This window comes from Saccharopolyspora elongata (assembly GCF_004348985.1).
Lineage (GTDB): Bacteria > Actinomycetota > Actinomycetes > Mycobacteriales > Pseudonocardiaceae > Saccharopolyspora > Saccharopolyspora elongata.
This window is the reverse complement of the sequence record NZ_SMKW01000007.1, coordinates 68,131-83,114: the sequence shown is the minus strand read 5'-3', so window position 1 is coordinate 83,114 and position 14,984 is coordinate 68,131. Positions and strand designations below refer to the sequence as shown.

Annotated in this window: 15 protein-coding genes; 6 read left to right on the top strand and 9 right to left on the bottom strand. The window is 70.8% G+C overall.

Annotated features, from left to right (window positions below; all coding sequences use genetic code 11):
- Positions 1-26: 26 nt before the first annotated feature.
- Positions 27-392, bottom strand: a complete 366-nt coding sequence (locus E1288_RS07990) for an Rv2175c family DNA-binding protein (RefSeq protein WP_207954243.1) — start codon at positions 390-392, stop codon at positions 27-29.
- Between the two features lie 171 nt (positions 393-563).
- Between E1288_RS07990 and pknB the strand changes: the two genes are divergently transcribed.
- The 3 genes from pknB (at position 564) to E1288_RS07975 (ending at position 5,184) form a co-directional block, all read left to right on the top strand.
- Positions 564-2,546, top strand: coding sequence for a Stk1 family PASTA domain-containing Ser/Thr kinase (gene pknB / locus E1288_RS07985; protein WP_235883414.1), 1,983 nt, complete (start codon positions 564-566; stop codon positions 2,544-2,546).
- A gap of 224 nt (positions 2,547-2,770) precedes the next feature.
- On the top strand, positions 2,771-4,360 hold the full coding sequence (mptB, locus tag E1288_RS07980) for a polyprenol phosphomannose-dependent alpha 1,6 mannosyltransferase MptB (protein ID WP_235883413.1): 1,590 nt from the start codon (positions 2,771-2,773) through the stop codon (positions 4,358-4,360).
- A 128-nt stretch (positions 4,361-4,488) separates the two neighbouring features.
- A complete protein-coding gene (locus tag E1288_RS07975; RefSeq protein ID WP_132482811.1) occupies positions 4,489-5,184 on the top strand; it encodes an aspartate/glutamate racemase family protein in 696 nt (231 codons plus the stop codon).
- Between the two features lie 58 nt (positions 5,185-5,242).
- Here E1288_RS07975 and E1288_RS07970 read toward each other — a convergent pair whose 3' ends face one another.
- A complete protein-coding gene (locus E1288_RS07970) occupies positions 5,243-6,631 on the bottom strand; it encodes a class II 3-deoxy-7-phosphoheptulonate synthase (protein ID WP_132482809.1) in 1,389 nt (462 codons plus the stop codon).
- Between the two features lie 81 nt (positions 6,632-6,712).
- Entirely contained in the window at positions 6,713-7,189 is a 477-nt protein-coding gene (locus E1288_RS07965) for a PPOX class F420-dependent oxidoreductase (protein WP_132482807.1), read from the bottom strand.
- A 163-nt stretch (positions 7,190-7,352) separates the two neighbouring features.
- On the opposite strand from E1288_RS07965, the gene E1288_RS07960 reads away from it, so the two are divergent.
- A complete protein-coding gene (locus E1288_RS07960) occupies positions 7,353-7,754 on the top strand; it encodes a hypothetical protein (protein WP_132482805.1) in 402 nt (133 codons plus the stop codon).
- Here the strand turns inward: E1288_RS07960 and E1288_RS07955 are convergent.
- The 4 genes from E1288_RS07955 to E1288_RS07940 all read right to left on the bottom strand — a co-directional run bounded on the left by E1288_RS07955 (position 7,751) and on the right by E1288_RS07940 (position 12,143).
- On the bottom strand, positions 7,751-9,211 hold the full coding sequence (locus E1288_RS07955) for an MFS transporter (protein ID WP_132482803.1): 1,461 nt from the start codon (positions 9,209-9,211) through the stop codon (positions 7,751-7,753). The two genes, E1288_RS07960 and E1288_RS07955, sit on opposite strands and share 4 nt — an antisense overlap.
- Before the next feature lie 327 nt (positions 9,212-9,538).
- On the bottom strand, positions 9,539-10,564 hold the full coding sequence (locus tag E1288_RS07950; RefSeq protein ID WP_132482801.1) for a 6-phosphofructokinase: 1,026 nt from the start codon (positions 10,562-10,564) through the stop codon (positions 9,539-9,541).
- 283 nt (positions 10,565-10,847) lie between these two features.
- A complete protein-coding gene (locus tag E1288_RS07945; protein WP_132482799.1) occupies positions 10,848-11,348 on the bottom strand; it encodes a polyadenylate-specific 3'-exoribonuclease AS in 501 nt (166 codons plus the stop codon).
- Between the two features lie 45 nt (positions 11,349-11,393).
- Complete coding sequence (locus E1288_RS07940) at positions 11,394-12,143, bottom strand: lysophospholipid acyltransferase family protein (RefSeq protein ID WP_132482796.1); 750 nt, start codon at positions 12,141-12,143, stop codon at positions 11,394-11,396.
- 198 nt (positions 12,144-12,341) lie between these two features.
- Between E1288_RS07940 and E1288_RS07935 the strand changes: the two genes are divergently transcribed.
- A complete protein-coding gene (locus E1288_RS07935) occupies positions 12,342-13,109 on the top strand; it encodes an alpha/beta hydrolase (RefSeq protein WP_132482794.1) in 768 nt (255 codons plus the stop codon).
- Positions 13,106-13,585: a DUF308 domain-containing protein gene (locus E1288_RS07930; RefSeq protein ID WP_132482792.1), complete on the top strand. Its 480-nt coding sequence runs from the start codon at positions 13,106-13,108 to the stop codon at positions 13,583-13,585. Before E1288_RS07935 ends, E1288_RS07930 begins: the two co-directional genes overlap by 4 nt.
- A gap of 95 nt (positions 13,586-13,680) precedes the next feature.
- Here E1288_RS07930 and E1288_RS07925 read toward each other — a convergent pair whose 3' ends face one another.
- Positions 13,681-14,616 carry an ROK family protein gene (locus tag E1288_RS07925; protein ID WP_132482790.1) on the bottom strand — a complete coding sequence of 312 codons (936 nt, stop codon included), beginning with the start codon at positions 14,614-14,616 and terminating at the stop codon, positions 13,681-13,683.
- Positions 14,610-14,978: a hypothetical protein gene (locus E1288_RS07920; RefSeq protein WP_132483012.1), complete on the bottom strand. Its 369-nt coding sequence runs from the start codon at positions 14,976-14,978 to the stop codon at positions 14,610-14,612. Before E1288_RS07920 ends, E1288_RS07925 begins: the two co-directional genes overlap by 7 nt.
- Positions 14,979-14,984 lie beyond the last annotated feature (6 nt).

The window sequence follows — 14,984 nt, the reverse complement described above, 5'->3', positions numbered from 1 at the left end:
CGTTTCGTCGTCCGGTCGGCCGGACCTCAGAAGCCCATCGCCTGAGCCCTCCGCTTCACCTCGCGACCGCGGTCGCCGCGCAACGCGTCGATCGGCGTGCCTGGCAACGAGTCGTCCGGGGTGAACAGCCACCGGAGGATCTCGTCCTCCTGGTAGCCGTTGTCCCGGAGCAGGGTGATCGTGCCCGCCAGGCCCTTCACCACTTCGGTGTCGACGAGGAACGCGGTGGGCACGCCCAGCACTCCGTTCCTGCGCAGGGCGAGCAGATGTCCATCACGGATCAGTTGGTGCACCCGGGTCACTGGCTGACCGAGTCGCTCGGCGACGTCGGGCAGCGGGACGACCTCCACATCGGGAGCGAGCACATCCGGGGCAGCAGGGATCGCACTCACGCTGCACACCTTGCCACATGACCGACCGCGATGCCGCACACCGCACGGGTCACGCCCGGCATACCATCATGATCGTGATCGATCCCGAGCCCGACCGCGGAGCCATCCCCGGTGCCGCCCGCGCGGCCTGCCACAATCGGGGGCGGAAAGGTTCCCGGCGGTGGGCGGAAGATGACTCCTGAGACACGTTCTGGCGGTGGCGCGAGCCTCGTCGGAGCCATGCTCGAACGCCGCTACCGGGTCGATTCGCTGATCGCTCGCGGCGGCATGTCCACGGTCTACCGCGGCCTGGACACCCGGCTGGACCGGCCGGTGGCGATCAAGGTGATGGACGCGCAGTACTCCGGCGACCGGTCGTTCGTCGACCGCTTCGAGCGCGAGGCGCGCGCCGCTGCCCGGCTGCACCACCCCGACGTCGTCGCCGTCTACGACCAGGGCGTGGACCACCGCCCCGACGGCGACCACGTGTTCCTGGTGATGCAGCTCGTCGAGGGCTGCACGCTGCGGGACCTGATCCTGGACCGCGGCGGCCGCCTGCCGCTGGCGATGGCGCTGAGCGTCATGGCGCCGGTGCTCTCGGCGCTGGGCGCCGCGCACCAGGCGGGCATGGTGCACCGCGACGTCAAGCCGGAGAACGTGCTGATCGGCCGGGGCGGCTCGGTCATGGTCGCCGACTTCGGGCTGGTCAGGGCCGCGGCGGAGGCCGGCACGACCAGCGGCAGCATCATCCTGGGCACCGTCGCGTACCTGTCGCCGGAGCAGGTGACCACCGGGGCCGCCGACGCGCGCTCCGACGTCTACGCCGCCGGGATCGTGCTCTTCGAAATGCTGACCGGCCGCCCGCCCTACGTGGGCGACACCGCGCTGTCGGTGGCGTACCGGCACGTCAACGACGACGTCCCGCCGCCGAGCGAGCTGGTGCCCGAGATCCCGCAGGCCATCGACGACCTCGTGTTCCGCGCGACGCGCCGCGACCCCGCGCAGCGCCCGGAGAACGCCGAGGTGTTCCTCGCCGAGCTGCAGCAGGTCCGCACCGACCTCGGCATCGCCCCGGTCGCCGTGCCGGTCCCGGCGTCCGAGGAGCGCACCACGCAGATGGCGCCCGCGGCCGAGGACCCGCCGACGGAGCAGATCCCGGCCGTCCGCGAGACGCCCCCCGTCGGGCCGCAGCGCACCCGCGCGATGGCCCGCCCCGCTACCGGAGACCACACCCAGGAGTTCTCCGCCGTCGCCGCCCCGGCCACCGGCCCGCAGCGGGACCGGCGTCGCGGCAGGCGGACGGTGCTGGTGTGGACCGTCGTGGTCCTGGCGCTGGCCGCGCTGGTCGGCGGCGCCGCGTTCTGGCTGGGCCTCGGCAGTTCGGTCCAGGTGCCGCGCCTCGTCGGCGAGCAGGAGGCCGTCGCGCAGCAGGCGCTGGAAGGCGCCGGACTGACCGGCAACGTCACCAAGACCTACGACAACACCGTCGCGGAAGGCGTGGTGATCAGCTCCAACCCGAACGAGGGCAGCAAGGCGCGCAGCGGCAGCACCGTGGACCTCGTCGTCTCGCTGGGCGAGCCCAAGGTCCCGGAGATCGCCGAGGGCACCACGCTCGCCGAGGCGGAGAGCGCGATCCGCAACGTCAAGCTGCAACCCAAGCACGACGAGTCCGCCGACCAGTTCCACACGACGGTGCCCGAAGGCCGGGTCATCAGCGTGAACCCCGGCCCCGGTACGCCGCTGAACATCAGCGCCGAGGTCACCGTGATCGTCAGCAAGGGCCCGCCGCCGGTGAAGGTGCCCGACGTGCGCGGGATGAGCAAGGACGACGCGTTCACCACGCTGCGCAACTCCGGGTTCGATCCCTACGAGGCGGGTCGCCAGTTCGACTCCGACATCGCCGGCGACCACGTCATCAGCACCGATCCGGCCATCGGCAGCGAGATCCGGCTGGTCGGCAAGCCTCGGATCGGCGTGGTGCTGTCCAACGCGGTAGAGGTGCCCAGCCTCAACGGCGTCCGGGTCGACGAGGCGAAGCAGCAGGTCGCCGCGCTGGGCCTGCAGCTGGACGTGCAGGCGTTCTTCGAGCGCGACGGCATGATGATCCTGGGGCAGCTGCCGCTCCCCGGCAGCAAGGTCGAGCCCGGGTCGACGATCCACGTGACCGCGTTCTGAGCCACCGGGTCGTGGGTCCGCGCCCACGACCCGGCAGAACCGCACGATCCGCAATGTGATCCTGATCTCTTCTCGGCGGTGTAACGTTTGCCCGCCGCCGGTGTCTACCAGCGCGTACTCGGCGCCCGGCGATCACCGAAAAGCGGGAGCGTTGCCCACGACACGACGGATCTCGCCTGGTCACAGCGGCTCGATCGGCCGGTTGTGGAATTATTGGCAGCACAATGCCCCCGAGTGTTTCGATCGAGTCGGCTCCCGACTGGTCCGAACGGACCACCAACACCACAGCCGGCCAGCCCAGTCTCGGCGGACGCCGGCCTCGGCGCCCGCTGCCCCTGCGCACCATCGCACTGGGCGCGATCGGGTCCGTGCTGCTGCTGATCGGATCCTTCGGCGCCGCCGGCACGCTCGTCCACGATCCCGTCCTCGGCTCCGGGCCGCTTTCGGTGCTGCGCTACGGGCACGGGCGCGACGTCGCGGTCACGGTCGTCTACGTCGGCTTCGCGCTGCTGGTGTGGGCGTGGGTGCGGCTCGGCCGCGGGGTCATCGCGAACCTGGTGACCTCCCGCGGCGTGCTGTGGGCGACCGCCGCCTGGCTCGGCCCGATGCTCGTCGCGCCGCCGTTGTTCACCCGCGACGTCTACAGCTACCTGGGCCAGGGCCTGCTCGCGCTCAACGGCCTCGACCCCTACGGCGTCGGCCCGTCCGCGCTGACCGGGCCGATCCCGGAGAACGTGCACCCCACCTGGCAGACCACGCCGGCGCCGTACGGCCCGCTGTTCATGGGCGTGGCCAAGGGCGTGATCCTGCTGGCCGGCCACGACGTCATCGCCAGCGTCATCGTGATGCGGCTGGTGCTGCTGGGCGGTCTGGTGCTGCTGATCTGCGCCCTCCCCGGCCTGGTCCGGCACCTCGGCGGTCGGCTGCCGGTCGCGCTCTGGCTGGTCGCGGCCAGCCCGATGACGGTGGTGCACCTCGTCGGCGGCCCGCACAACGACATGCTCATGATCGGGCTGCTCGCGGTCGGCACGCTGCTGGTGCTCGAGGGCAAGAACGTCACCGGGATCGCGCTGGTGTCGGCGGCGATGGCGATCAAGGCGACCGCCGGGCTCGCGCTGCCGTTCCTGGTGTGGATCTGGGCGTCTCGCCTGGAGGGACCGCTGTGGCGGCGGTTCGTCCGCGCCGTGTTCCCGGCGGTGGGCGTGTTCGTGGTGGTCTTCGGGGCCTGCACGGCGCTCGCCAAGGTCGGGTTCGGGTGGCTTTCCGCGCTGTCGGCGCCCGGCATGATCGTCAACTACCTCTCCGCGCCGACCGCCGTCGGACAAGCGGTGCACAGCCTGGTGCAGATGTTCGGCGAGACCAACATCTGGCCGTTCGTGGGCACCACGCGCACGCTCGGCTCGGTGCTGCTGGTGGCGATCCTGGCCTGGAACTGGTGGCAGGCGCGGGACGGCGGGCCCGAGGCGGTGCGCCGCGCGGCGATCGTGCTGTGCTTCGGCGCGTTCCTGTCGCCGGTCCTGCTGCCGTGGTACACGACGTGGGGCTTGGCGCTGGGCGCGGCCTTCGCCTGGACGCCGCGCGCGCTGTCCTACGTGGTCGGCGCCTCGATCGCACTGGTCCTGGCCTACTACCCCGACGGCGAGCAGGCGATGTACAACTGGCCGTTCGTCGCGGTCGGCATCGGCGCCGCGGTGCTCGGCGCGCTGTCCCTGGTCCGCTTCGACCCGCTGGGCTTGAGCAGCACCTTCGGCAAGTTCTCGCGCACGGTCACGACCGCCCACCTGCCGCGCGAAGTGCACGAATCACGGCCCTGACCCGTTCACCCCGCGCTAGGCGTCGTTCCTCGTGGCTCGTCAGGCCGCGACGAGCCAGACCCGGCTCACCGGCACCGGCTGCCGCAGGCGAGGCTGTCCGGCACGACGCCGTTCGACGAGGAGGACGCATGCGCACGATCGGGATGCTCGGCGGGATGAGCTGGGAATCCTCCGCCGAGTACTACAGGCTGCTGAACGAGGAGAGCCGCGCTCGACTCGGTGGCTACAACACCGTGCCGAGCGTGCTGTACAGCGTGGACTTCGCCGAGATCGTGGCCATGCAGGAGGCCGGGGACTGGGCAGCGGCGGGCCGGCGCCTGGCAGACGCCGCGCGCCAGGTGCGCCGCGCCGGGGCGGATTTGGTCCTGCTCTGCACCAACACGATGCACCAGGTCGCCGAGGAGATCGAGGCGGCGATCGACGTGCCGTTCGTGCACATCGTCGACGCCACCGGCGCGCGGATCGCGGCCGCCGGCCTCACCCGGGTCGGCCTCCTGGGCACGCGCTACACGATGGAACTCGACTTCTACCGGGCGCGGATGCGCGACCAGCACGGCATCGACGTGATCGTCCCGGAGGAACCCGACCGCACCGTGGTGCACGACGTGATCTACCGGGAGCTGACCCGCAACCGCGTCGAGGACAGCTCACGCGAGCAGTACGTGCGGATCGTGCGGGGCTTGGCGGAGCGCGGCGCCGAGGCCGTGATCCTCGGCTGCACCGAGATCACGCTGCTGCTCGGCCCGGACGACAGCCCGCTGCCGCTGTTCGACTCCACCCGCCTGCACGTCGCGCACGCACTCGACATCGCACTCGCCGAGTAATCGAAGGAGGGCCCGGAACCGCTTGGGTTCCGGGCCCTCCCGCATGCTTTCCGCTGGTTCAGCCGCGCAGCATCTCCGCGACCAGGAATGCCAGCTCCAGCGACTGCTGGGTGTTCAGGCGCGGGTCGCAGGCCGTCTCGTAGCGGCCCGCCAGGTCGGCGTCGGAGATCTCCTGGGCGCCGCCGACGCACTCCGTGACGTCCTCGCCGGTCAGCTCGATGTGGATGCCACCCGGGTGGGTGCCGAGCCGGTGGTGCACCTCGAAGAAGCCCTGCACCTCGTCCACGATCCGGTCGAAGTGCCGGGTCTTGTAGCCGGTGCTCGCCTCGTGGGTGTTGCCGTGCATGGGGTCGCACTGCCAGATCACCTGGTGCCCGGAGGCGGTGACCTTCTCCACGATGGGCGGCAGCACGTCGCGCACCTTGCCGTTGCCCATCCGGCTGATCAGGGTGAGCCGGCCGGGCTCGTTGTTCGGGTCCAGCCGCTCGACGTACTCCACGGCCTGCTCGGGCGTGGTGCCTGGGCCGATCTTGAGGCCGATCGGGTTGGAGATCAGCTCGGCGAACGCGATGTGCGCGCCGTCCAGCTGGCGGGTCCGCTCCCCCACCCACAGGAAGTGCCCGGACAGGTCGAACAGCCGCGGCCGGTCGCCGGTGGTGTCCAGCCGGAGCATGGCGCGCTCGTAGTCCAGCACCAGCGCCTCGTGGCTGGCGAAGAACTCCACCGAGTGCAGGCTGGAGTCGTCCACGCCGCAGGCCGCCATGAAGCGCAGGCCACGGTCGATCTCGGCGGCGACGGACTCGTAGCGCTCGCCGGCCGGCGAGTTGAGCACGAAGTCCTTGTTCCAGTCGTGCACCTTGGTCAGCGCGGCCATCCCGGCGCTGGTCAGCGCGCGGGACAGGTTCATCGCGGCGCTGGCGTTGGCGTAGGCGCGGATCAGCCGCGACGGGTCGTGGCGGCGCGCGTCCTCGGTGGCGACCAGCGAGTTGATCATGTCGCCGCGGTAGGACTGCAGGCCCAGCGCGTCGGTGTTGCTGGAACGCGGCTTGGCGTACTGCCCGGCGATCCGGCCGACCTTGACCACCGGCATGCTCGCGCCGTAGGTCAGCACCACCGCCATCTGCAGCAGCGTGCGGATGTTGCCGCGGATGTGCGGCTCGGTGTTGTCCGCAAAGGTCTCCGCGCAGTCGCCGCCCTGCAGCAGAAACGCCTCGCCGCGGGCGACCGCCGCGAGGTGCCGGCGCAGCTCGTCCACCTCGGAGGGCACGGTCACCGGCGGGACGCTCTCCAGCACCTTCCGGACGCTGCCGGCCTGGTCCGGGTTCGGCCACTGCGGCTGCTGCGCGGCAGGGCGGGCGAGCGCGTCGTCCAGGCGGGCGCGCATCTCCGGCGGCAACGGCGGCAGCTCGGGCAGGTCATCTACGGGGACGTCGACGGTCCAGTTCACATTCCCAGAATAGGGGCTGCGCGCTACACCTTTAACGCCGGGAGAGCCGTCCCACATCGCGGAAGCCCTGCGGGCTTCGATTCAGTAGCCGCCGCCGAGCTTGCGGTGGTCCCAGGTGATCGTCCGGGTGGGGGTGAAACGCAGCCCGACCCGCTTCGCGGCCTTGGCGCGCAGGACGGCCCGGGCCTCCTCGCTCGCCGCCAGCTCGCCCGGAGCCGCCGTGCCGTAGCGCTCCGCCAGACCCAGTCCGATGCGCTCGACGTCCTCCGGCGCGTCCAGTAGCTGCACGTCGCACTCCAGCGAGACGCCGCGCAGCTCGCCGTACTCCGTGCCGGTCTCCACCAGCAGCGTGGCCCGCGGATCGCGACGCAGGTTCAGCGTCTTCTGCGACCGGCCGTAGGACCACACCTCGATCACCGGGCCGTCGTGCACGAACCACATCGGCACCAGGTGCGGTCGCCCGTCGGCCTTCAGCGTCGCCAGCACGACGACCCGGCGCTGGGCGATGAAGTCGACGATCTCGTCCTCGGACATGGTGATCTGGCCGCGACGCGACATTGCAGCGCTCCGTTTCCGCTGGGCCGGTGGTGTGCCGATCTTGTTCCGGAACACCCCACCGCGTCAACGGAAGACCGGTCGCCGACGATCATCCGAACCGGCCCCGACACGACACCGCCGGCGCTAGGCTCTCGCCCCGTCGATGACGCGAGAGGAGCCGCCGGTGACGTGGGGACCGGGCCAGCAGCCACCGCAGGAACCGCAGCCGGGGCGCAAGCCGATGCACCAGCCGATCGTGCTGACCGGCGGCTACGCCTTGGATCTGGACTCCAGCGACCCGCTGTGGGTCACCAAGCCGACGAAGGACTACTCCGGGCAGGACCTCGAATACAGCAGCGGCTACCTCTACGCGGACTGGCACGTCGCGCCAGCTACTGCTAAGGCGACGTTCGAAGACTGCGTGCGGGCCGGCTACCACAGCTACGTCAACTCGAACTACCTCGTCACTGGAGCCGCGTTCTGCGTGAAGACGAGCGACGGCAACTACGCGCGGATCGTCGTCCGCGACAACCAGGAATCGCAGCAGCTGACACTGGACGTCGTCGTCTGGAAGATGCCGAGCTAGCTCGTCGCGACCTTCTCCTGCTGCCACTCGGCCTCGGCCGCGTCGGCGTCGTAGCCCACCGGCTCCCAACGCTTGGCGAGCAGCGCCACCAGGCCCATCAGCGGGGCGAGCGCGATCACCCAGAACACGCCGCTGCCCAGCGCCGCGCTGAGCACCGGGAAGAAGAACAGCGCCAGCGTGGAGCCGACCCGCAGGGTGCCCTGGTTGAAGCCGATCCCGGTGCCGCGCATCGTCGTCGGGTAGCTCAGGGACGCGAAGCTCATGAAGTGCGCGCCCGGCCCGGAGGCCTGCGCGAACATGAACGCGCCCAGCGCGAAGATCGCGAACAGCACGTACGCGGTCGCCGACGGCTTGCCGATCAGCGCCAGCACCACCATCGACGCCAGCTGCACGGCGAACCCGATGAACGTCATCTTCCAGGCGCCCGCCGTGTTGGCCAGCCGGATGCCGAGCAGGCCACCGGTGACCGCGAAGACCAGGTTGAGCACCAGCGAGGCGGTGATCGTGTTCAGCGCGCCCTGGGCGAGGATGCTCGCGATGATGATCGGCAGCCCGTAGGCGACCGCGTTGTAGCCGAAGGTCTGGGCGAGGCCGATGGCCAGCGCCTGGAACGTCCGGGCGCGGTAGCGGCGCTGGAACAGTTGCGCGAAGTCCCGCAGCCCGCGGCGCTCGGCCTGGGGCTTCACCACCTCCGCGTCCGGCGCCACCACGGCGTTGACGCCGTAGGACTTGCGCAGGATCTTCGCGGCCCGCTCCAGGTCGCCCTGGTTGGCCGCCCAGGACGGCGACTCGTTCATGTACTTGTTGCGCACCAGCAGGATCACCAGCGCGGGCACCGCGCCGAAGCCGACGGTGAACCGCCACAGCAGGCCGTGGTGCTCGTCGGGCAGCACGAAGTACAGCGCCATGATCACCAGGTAGCAACCGCTGGTGGCCACGTACCAGGCGGGCGACCACGCCGCGGTGCGGGAGCCCTTGCTGCCCTTGCCCTTCAACCGGGAGAACTCGGCCAGGAAGGCCATCGCGACCGGGATGTCCATGCCGACGCCGAAGCCCATCAGGAACCGGAAGAAGATCAGGACCTCCATGTTCGGCGCGAGCGCGCAGCCGAGCGCGGAGACCACGAAGAACAGCATGTCGGCCATGAACACGCGGTAGCGGCCGAGCCGGTCCACCAGCAGGCCGCCGAGCCACGCACCGAAGATCGCGCCGACGCTGATGGAGGCGGTGACGGCGCCGGCCCCGGCCGGTGAGAGCCCGAACTGCTGCTTGATGTCGGTGATGCCGTAGGCCAGCGAAGTGAGGTCGTAGGCGTCCAGGAAGATCCCGCCGAGGGCCAGCAGCACGATCATCTTCGCGTGGCTGCCGCGCGCCGCACCCGAGTTGACCAGTTCGGTGACGTCCCGAGCCGAGCGAATGAGCACGGGCTCCCGCTCGGCGACCGGCTGCGTGGACACGGCTGCACCCCTCCGAAGTTCTTGGGTCGTGCCCGCAGGCGCGAGCGAGGGGTTAGCCTAACCGGTGGAACGAGTACGTCCACATGCTGGAACACCTCCAGCGTACGGCAGCGGCCGGCCGGTCGACGATCGGCCGATGCGCACGCCTTCGCGCCAGATATCGGCGGGATCCCGGTACGCCGGAACCAGGGTGTCCAGAGTGGAATATACGAGTGCTGACTCGGGCGAGGATCGCGCACAGCCAGGGGAAGAACTCTCGACCACCTCATGGACGAAGGGGCGCCGCCGAGGACCAGTTCAGGCTGGGCGGCGCTCCTTCTCCGGGCTTCAGCCGAAGAGGACTTCGGCTTCTGCGTAGCGCTCCAGGGGCACCGTCTTCAGGGATGCCGTCGCTTCGCTCAGGGGCACCCGCACGATGTCCGTGCCGCGCAGCGCCACCATCTTGCCGTAGTCGCCTTCCGTGATCGCGTCGATCGCGTGCAAGCCGAAGCGGGTCGCCAGCACCCGGTCGTAGGCCGTCGGCGTGCCGCCGCGCTGCACGTGGCCGAGGACCACCGCGCGCGACTCCTTGCCCGTCCGCGCCGCGATCTCCTCCGCCAGCCAGGTGCCGACACCGCCCAGCCGGACGTGGCCGAAGGCGTCCTTCTCGCCGGTCAGCAGCAGTTCCTTGCCGCCCTCCGGGACCGCTCCCTCGGCCACCACGATGATCGGCGCGTACTGGCGCTCGAAGCGCTGCTCCACCCAGGTGCAGACCTTCTCGACGCTGAACGGCTGTTCCGGCACGAGGATGACGTTCGCGCCGCCCGCCAGCCCGGAGTGCAGCGCGATCCACCCGGCGTGCCGGCCCATCACCTCGACCACCAGCGCCCGGTGGTGCGACTCCGCCGTGGTGCGCAGCCGGTCGATGGCCTCCGTGGCGATGTGCACCGCCGTGTCGAAGCCGAATGTGTAATCCGTGGCATCGAGGTCGTTGTCGATCGTCTTGGGCACGCCGACCACCGGCACGCCGTCGTGGGTGAGCTGCTCGGCGACGCCGAGGGTGTCCTCGCCGCCGATCGCGATCAGCGCGTCCACCCGGTTCTCCTCCAGGGTCGCCTTGAGCCGGGCGACCCCGTCGTCGACCTTGTACGGGTTGGTGCGCGACGAGCCCAGGATGGTGCCGCCCCGGCTGAGGATCTCCTCCACCTTGTCGAGGGTCAGCGGCATGGTCAGGCCCTCCACCGGGCCCAGCCACCCGCTGCGGAACCCCAGGATCTCGTGCTGGTGCACCGAAATCCCCTTGCGGGTCACCGCGCGGAGCACCGCGTTGAGCCCGGGGCAGTCGCCGCCACCGGTGAGCACTCCGACACGCATTCCAGCCGGCATCGCTTTCGCCGCCTCCTCGAATTCAGCCCAGAAAGGACGTGATCTGCATCTCCCCCTGGCCACAGCGTGGCACGAACTGGATCGTTGCAGCAAGTATCCGGGAAGTTACCGGTCGCGATGAACGGGCTGGGAAAGCACAGGCCGGGCGCGAGTCACCCGCCGATTTCGCGCGAAACCGGCACCTGCCACGCGTGGCCAACGCCGATTTCGCGCGAAATCGGCGACTCTCCCTCACACGGGGCGGCGATTTCGCGCGAAATCGCCGCGCTCGTTACCAGACGAAGCCGCGCTTGCGGCGGACCTCCTCGATCACCTTCCAGCGCTCGAGGTTGTGCTTGGCGTCGGCCAGGGCGTCGTGGGCGTTGTCCGGCGCGGACGGCAGCTTGGGCTTACCGACGTCCTCCCAGCGCTGCCGCAGGTCGCGGGTGAACTTCGGGATCCGCGACGGCAGCATCGGCATCGCGCCCCACAGCTGCGCCAGCGCCACGTGGTCGTAGGCGGCGTACCAGGCCCACAGCTCGACGTTCCCGTTGCGGGCGGTCAGGAAGGAGTACAGGTCCTCGCGGATCCTGGCGCGGGAGCGCCAGCACGGATCGGCGGGCGGCGGCAATTGCGGCAGCACGTGCTGCCGCACCCAGGCACCGGCCCGAGACGCGTCGAACTCGGTGGACACCGCGTAGAATTCGCGGCCGGACTCGTCGACCATCCCGATCGACACCAGCTCGATGGTGTGTCCGTCCTCAATGAACTCGCAGTCGTAGAAGTACCGCACCGGGCAAGGGTAGGTGCCCGCCGTTCCAGCAGCGTATGCGGGCCGTCAGCCGGCCTTGGACTCCGGGAGCCGCTCGGCGGGCTTCGGCTCCTTCCAGCCCGCGACGTGCTTGCCCTGCGCGGCGAGGTCGTCCTTCACCTTGGCGGCGTAGACGTCGACGTACTCCTGACCGGAGAGCTCCATCAGGGCGTACATGATCTCGTCGGTGATGGACCGCTCCACGAACCGGTCGCCCGCCATGCCCTCGTAGCGGGAGAAGTCCAGCGGCGGCCCGACCTTCACCACGACCTTGTGCGGGTACCACATCTTCGACCCGATGGGGTTGACCCGGTCGGTGCCGAACATCGCGATCGGGATCACCGGCGCCTTCGACTCCAGCGCCATCCGCGCGACCCCGGTCTTGCCCTTGTACAGCCGGCCGTCCGGCGACCGGGTGCCCTCCGGGTAGACGCCCAGCAGCTTGCCCTCGCGCAGCAGGCGGACGCCGGTGTCCAGCGCGGCCTGCGCGGCGGCGCCGCTGGAGCGGTCGATCGGCACCTGCCCGACGCCGGAGAAGAAGTACTTCTTGAACTTGCCCTTGACGCCCTTGCCCGTGAAGTACTCGCGCTTGGCCAGGAACGTCACCCGGCGCGGCATCATCAGCGGCATGAAGAACGAGTCGGCGACCGCGAGGTGGTTGCTGACCAGGATCGCGCCGCCGGCGGCCGGCACGTGCTCGACGCCTTCGACCTTCGGACGGCAGAACAGCTTCATCAAGGGCCCGAGCAGTAAGTGCTTCATCACCCAGTACAACACCGCGCTGCCGCCTCCTTGCCCCGCCGACTTCCCTGCTCAGCCTACGGAGCCGCGACATCGGGCACAATGCGGGCTCTAAGTGGCGATCTCGCGCTTTCCCCGGAGCGATCACGACGGCACCGCCAATCCGCCCCACATGTCGGCCGCTCATGCGACGATGAAAAGGTACTGGCTCGCCGATGCTGTTGGGAGGCCGCGGTGCCCGTGCTCCCCGGTGCCGAACCGTTCACGCACAACGGATCGGAGGACATCGGCGTGCTGCTCTGCCACGGGTTCACCAGCACCCCGCAGAGCATGCGCGCCTGGGGCGAGCACCTGGCGGCGGAGGGGTTCACGGTCCGCTGCCCGCTGCTTCCCGGCCACGGCACCCGGTGGCCGGACCTGAACCGGACGAGCTGGCGGGACTGGTACACCGCGGCGGAGGCCGAGCTCGCCGAACTGCGCGGGCGCTGCCGGTCGGTGTTCGTGTTCGGCCAGTCCATGGGCGGCACGCTCACCTTGCGGCTGGCCGAGCAGCATCCCGACATCGCCGGGATCGTGCTGGTCAACCCGTCGGTGACGACGCTGCGCAGGGGTGCCCGGCTGCTGCCGCTGCTGAGCCGGGTGTGGCCCGCGATCGGCGGGATCCCCGGCGACATCGCCCAGCCCGGCGGGTTCGAGCTCGCCTACCAGCGGTTGCCGCTGCGCGCGATGGCAAGCCTGCAGGAGTTCTGGGGCCTCGTGCGCGCCGACCTCGGCCGGGTGCACCAGCCGCTGCTGCTGTTCCGGTCGGCCGTCGACCACATCGTGGAGCCGGTCAACTCCGCGCTCGTGCTGGACGGGGTCGCCAGCAGCGATCTCGCGGAGGTCGTGCTGGCCGACAGCTTCCACGTGGCGACGCTGGACCACGACGCGCCCGCGATCTTCAGCGGCAGCGCCGAATTCCTGCAACGCATCCACAGCGAACTGGCCGAGGAAGTCGTATGAACACGCGCCGCGACAACCCCGACGGGCCGGAGGACATCGACGCCGCATTCGCCGAGATCGTCGCCGATCTGGAGCGGGACTCGACGTTCGCGCGGTGGCCCGAGGACGCCCCCGGGGAGACCACCGAGACCGCGGGCACCGCGAGCGCGGTCGCCGACGTCGCCGAGGTCGAGCCGAAGGCCGCGCGCGACGCGGGGCCGCGGGACTGGGCGCCGGGGCCCGAGGAGGAGGAAGAGCACTTCGTCCCGCCGGAGCCGCCGCCGCTGCCCACGCCGCGACCGACGACGCTGCTCGGGATCGCGGTGATCGCGGTCGGGGTGCTGGTGCTGCTGGTGCCCGGCCTCGCCGGGATGTCGAGTTCGCTCTCGATGCCGCTGGGCCTGGTGCTGATCAGCGCGGGCATCGGCTGGCTCCTGCTGAGGCTGCGGCAGGGCCCGCCGCCGAACACCGGCAACGACGACGGCGCCCAGGTCTGAGGCGTCCGGCGTGTCGGGGCCCGACACACCGGATCCTGTGGACAACTTCCGCAATTTCAATGGAAATCGGACCTTCGATTTCCATTGAAATTGCGTCAGGTGAGGTGCGGGGCTTCGGTGAGGACGTGTTCTCGGGCCAGGGCAGCCGAGCCGATCATGGCCGCCGAATCCCCGTAGTGGGCCACCGCGATCCGCGCCAGCGGGCGGTGGCCGGCTCCCGTGACCGCCTGGGCGTAGTGCTCTCGGGCGGCGTCGAGGAACAGGTGGGCCGAGTCCGAGACCCCGCCCGCGATCACCACGAACTCCGGGTCGTAGACGTCCGCGACGAGCGCCAGGCCTTCGCCGAGCCAGCGGGCCAGGTCCGCGACCGCGCGGAGGGCTAACGGGTCGCCCGCTTCCGCCGCGTGCGCGACGTCGACGCCGGTCGGCTCGACCAGCACCGGCTCCCCCGCCTCCCGGCGGAGCTCCACCGCGGTGGCCGCCAGTGCGGTGCCGCTGCAGTACCGCTCCCAGCAGCCTCGTTTGCCGCAGGAGCACGGCCTGCCGTCCGGGACGACCCGCAGGTGCCCCAGTTCCGGGGCGACGCCGTAGGCCCCGCGGAACACCTCGCCGCCGATCACCAGCGCGCCGCCGATGCCGGTGCCGATGGCCACCAGCGCGGCCACCCGCGCACCGACGGCCGCGCCGAAGCGCTGCTCCGCGACGGCCGCGGCGTTCGCGTCGTGCTCCAGGACGACCGGCAGCCCAAGCCGTTCGGCGAGCTCGTCGGCGACCGCGACGTGCCGCCAGGCCAGGTGCGGTGCGAAGCGCACCACCCTGCGGTCCTCGCTGACGAAGCCGGCGACGGCCAGGCCGACCCCGGCGACCGGGTACCGGTCGGCGAGCGCGCGAACCGTGTCCGCGATCGCCGCGTTCAGCTCTGGCCCGGTGGCCGGCGTCGGCACGCGGTGGGTTTCCAGGATCTCGCCGTGCTGATCCACCACGCCGGCCCGCACGCTGGTCCCGCCGACGTCCACTCCGATGGTCAGCACCTCGACGCGGCCTCGCCGTCCGCCAGCACCGGGCCGGCGACCCGCCGCACCGCGATCCGCTGCACCTTCGACGGCGCCGGAACGTCCTCTTCGGACTCCTCGGGCGCTTCGGCCGGGCGCTGATCGGACAGCATCTGCCGCAGCGACTGGACGATCCCGAGGAGCTGGTCGTCGAGCTCCGGGCGGCGACCGCGCAGCAGCGCCACCGCCGCGCACAGCGGGCACCAGCCGCAGCCCGTTCCGCTGCCGGGCTCGGCACCCTCGTCGCAGCTGCTCAGGTAGTCCTCCGCCTTGCCCGCGATCACGTCGAGCAGCTGCCGGAGCTCGTCGAGGAGCTGGTCGTACCCGGATTCGTCGCGCATCTCGTC

Excerpts from the sequence above, each read along its gene's own strand:
- E1288_RS07930 (WP_132482792.1), top strand. The coding sequence starts at position 13,106 with ATGAACACGCGCCGCGACAACCCCGACGGGCCGGAGGACATCGACGCC.
- E1288_RS07950 (WP_132482801.1), bottom strand. The coding sequence starts at position 10,564 with ATGCGTGTCGGAGTGCTCACCGGTGGCGGCGACTGCCCCGGGCTCAAC.
- mptB (WP_235883413.1), top strand. The coding sequence starts at position 2,771 with ATGCCCCCGAGTGTTTCGATCGAGTCGGCTCCCGACTGGTCCGAACGG.
- E1288_RS07965 (WP_132482807.1), bottom strand. The coding sequence starts at position 7,189 with ATGTCGCGTCGCGGCCAGATCACCATGTCCGAGGACGAGATCGTCGAC.
- E1288_RS07975 (WP_132482811.1), top strand. The coding sequence starts at position 4,489 with ATGCGCACGATCGGGATGCTCGGCGGGATGAGCTGGGAATCCTCCGCC.
- pknB (WP_235883414.1), top strand. The coding sequence starts at position 564 with ATGACTCCTGAGACACGTTCTGGCGGTGGCGCGAGCCTCGTCGGAGCC.
- E1288_RS07920 (WP_132483012.1), bottom strand. The coding sequence starts at position 14,978 with ATGCGCGACGAATCCGGGTACGACCAGCTCCTCGACGAGCTCCGGCAG.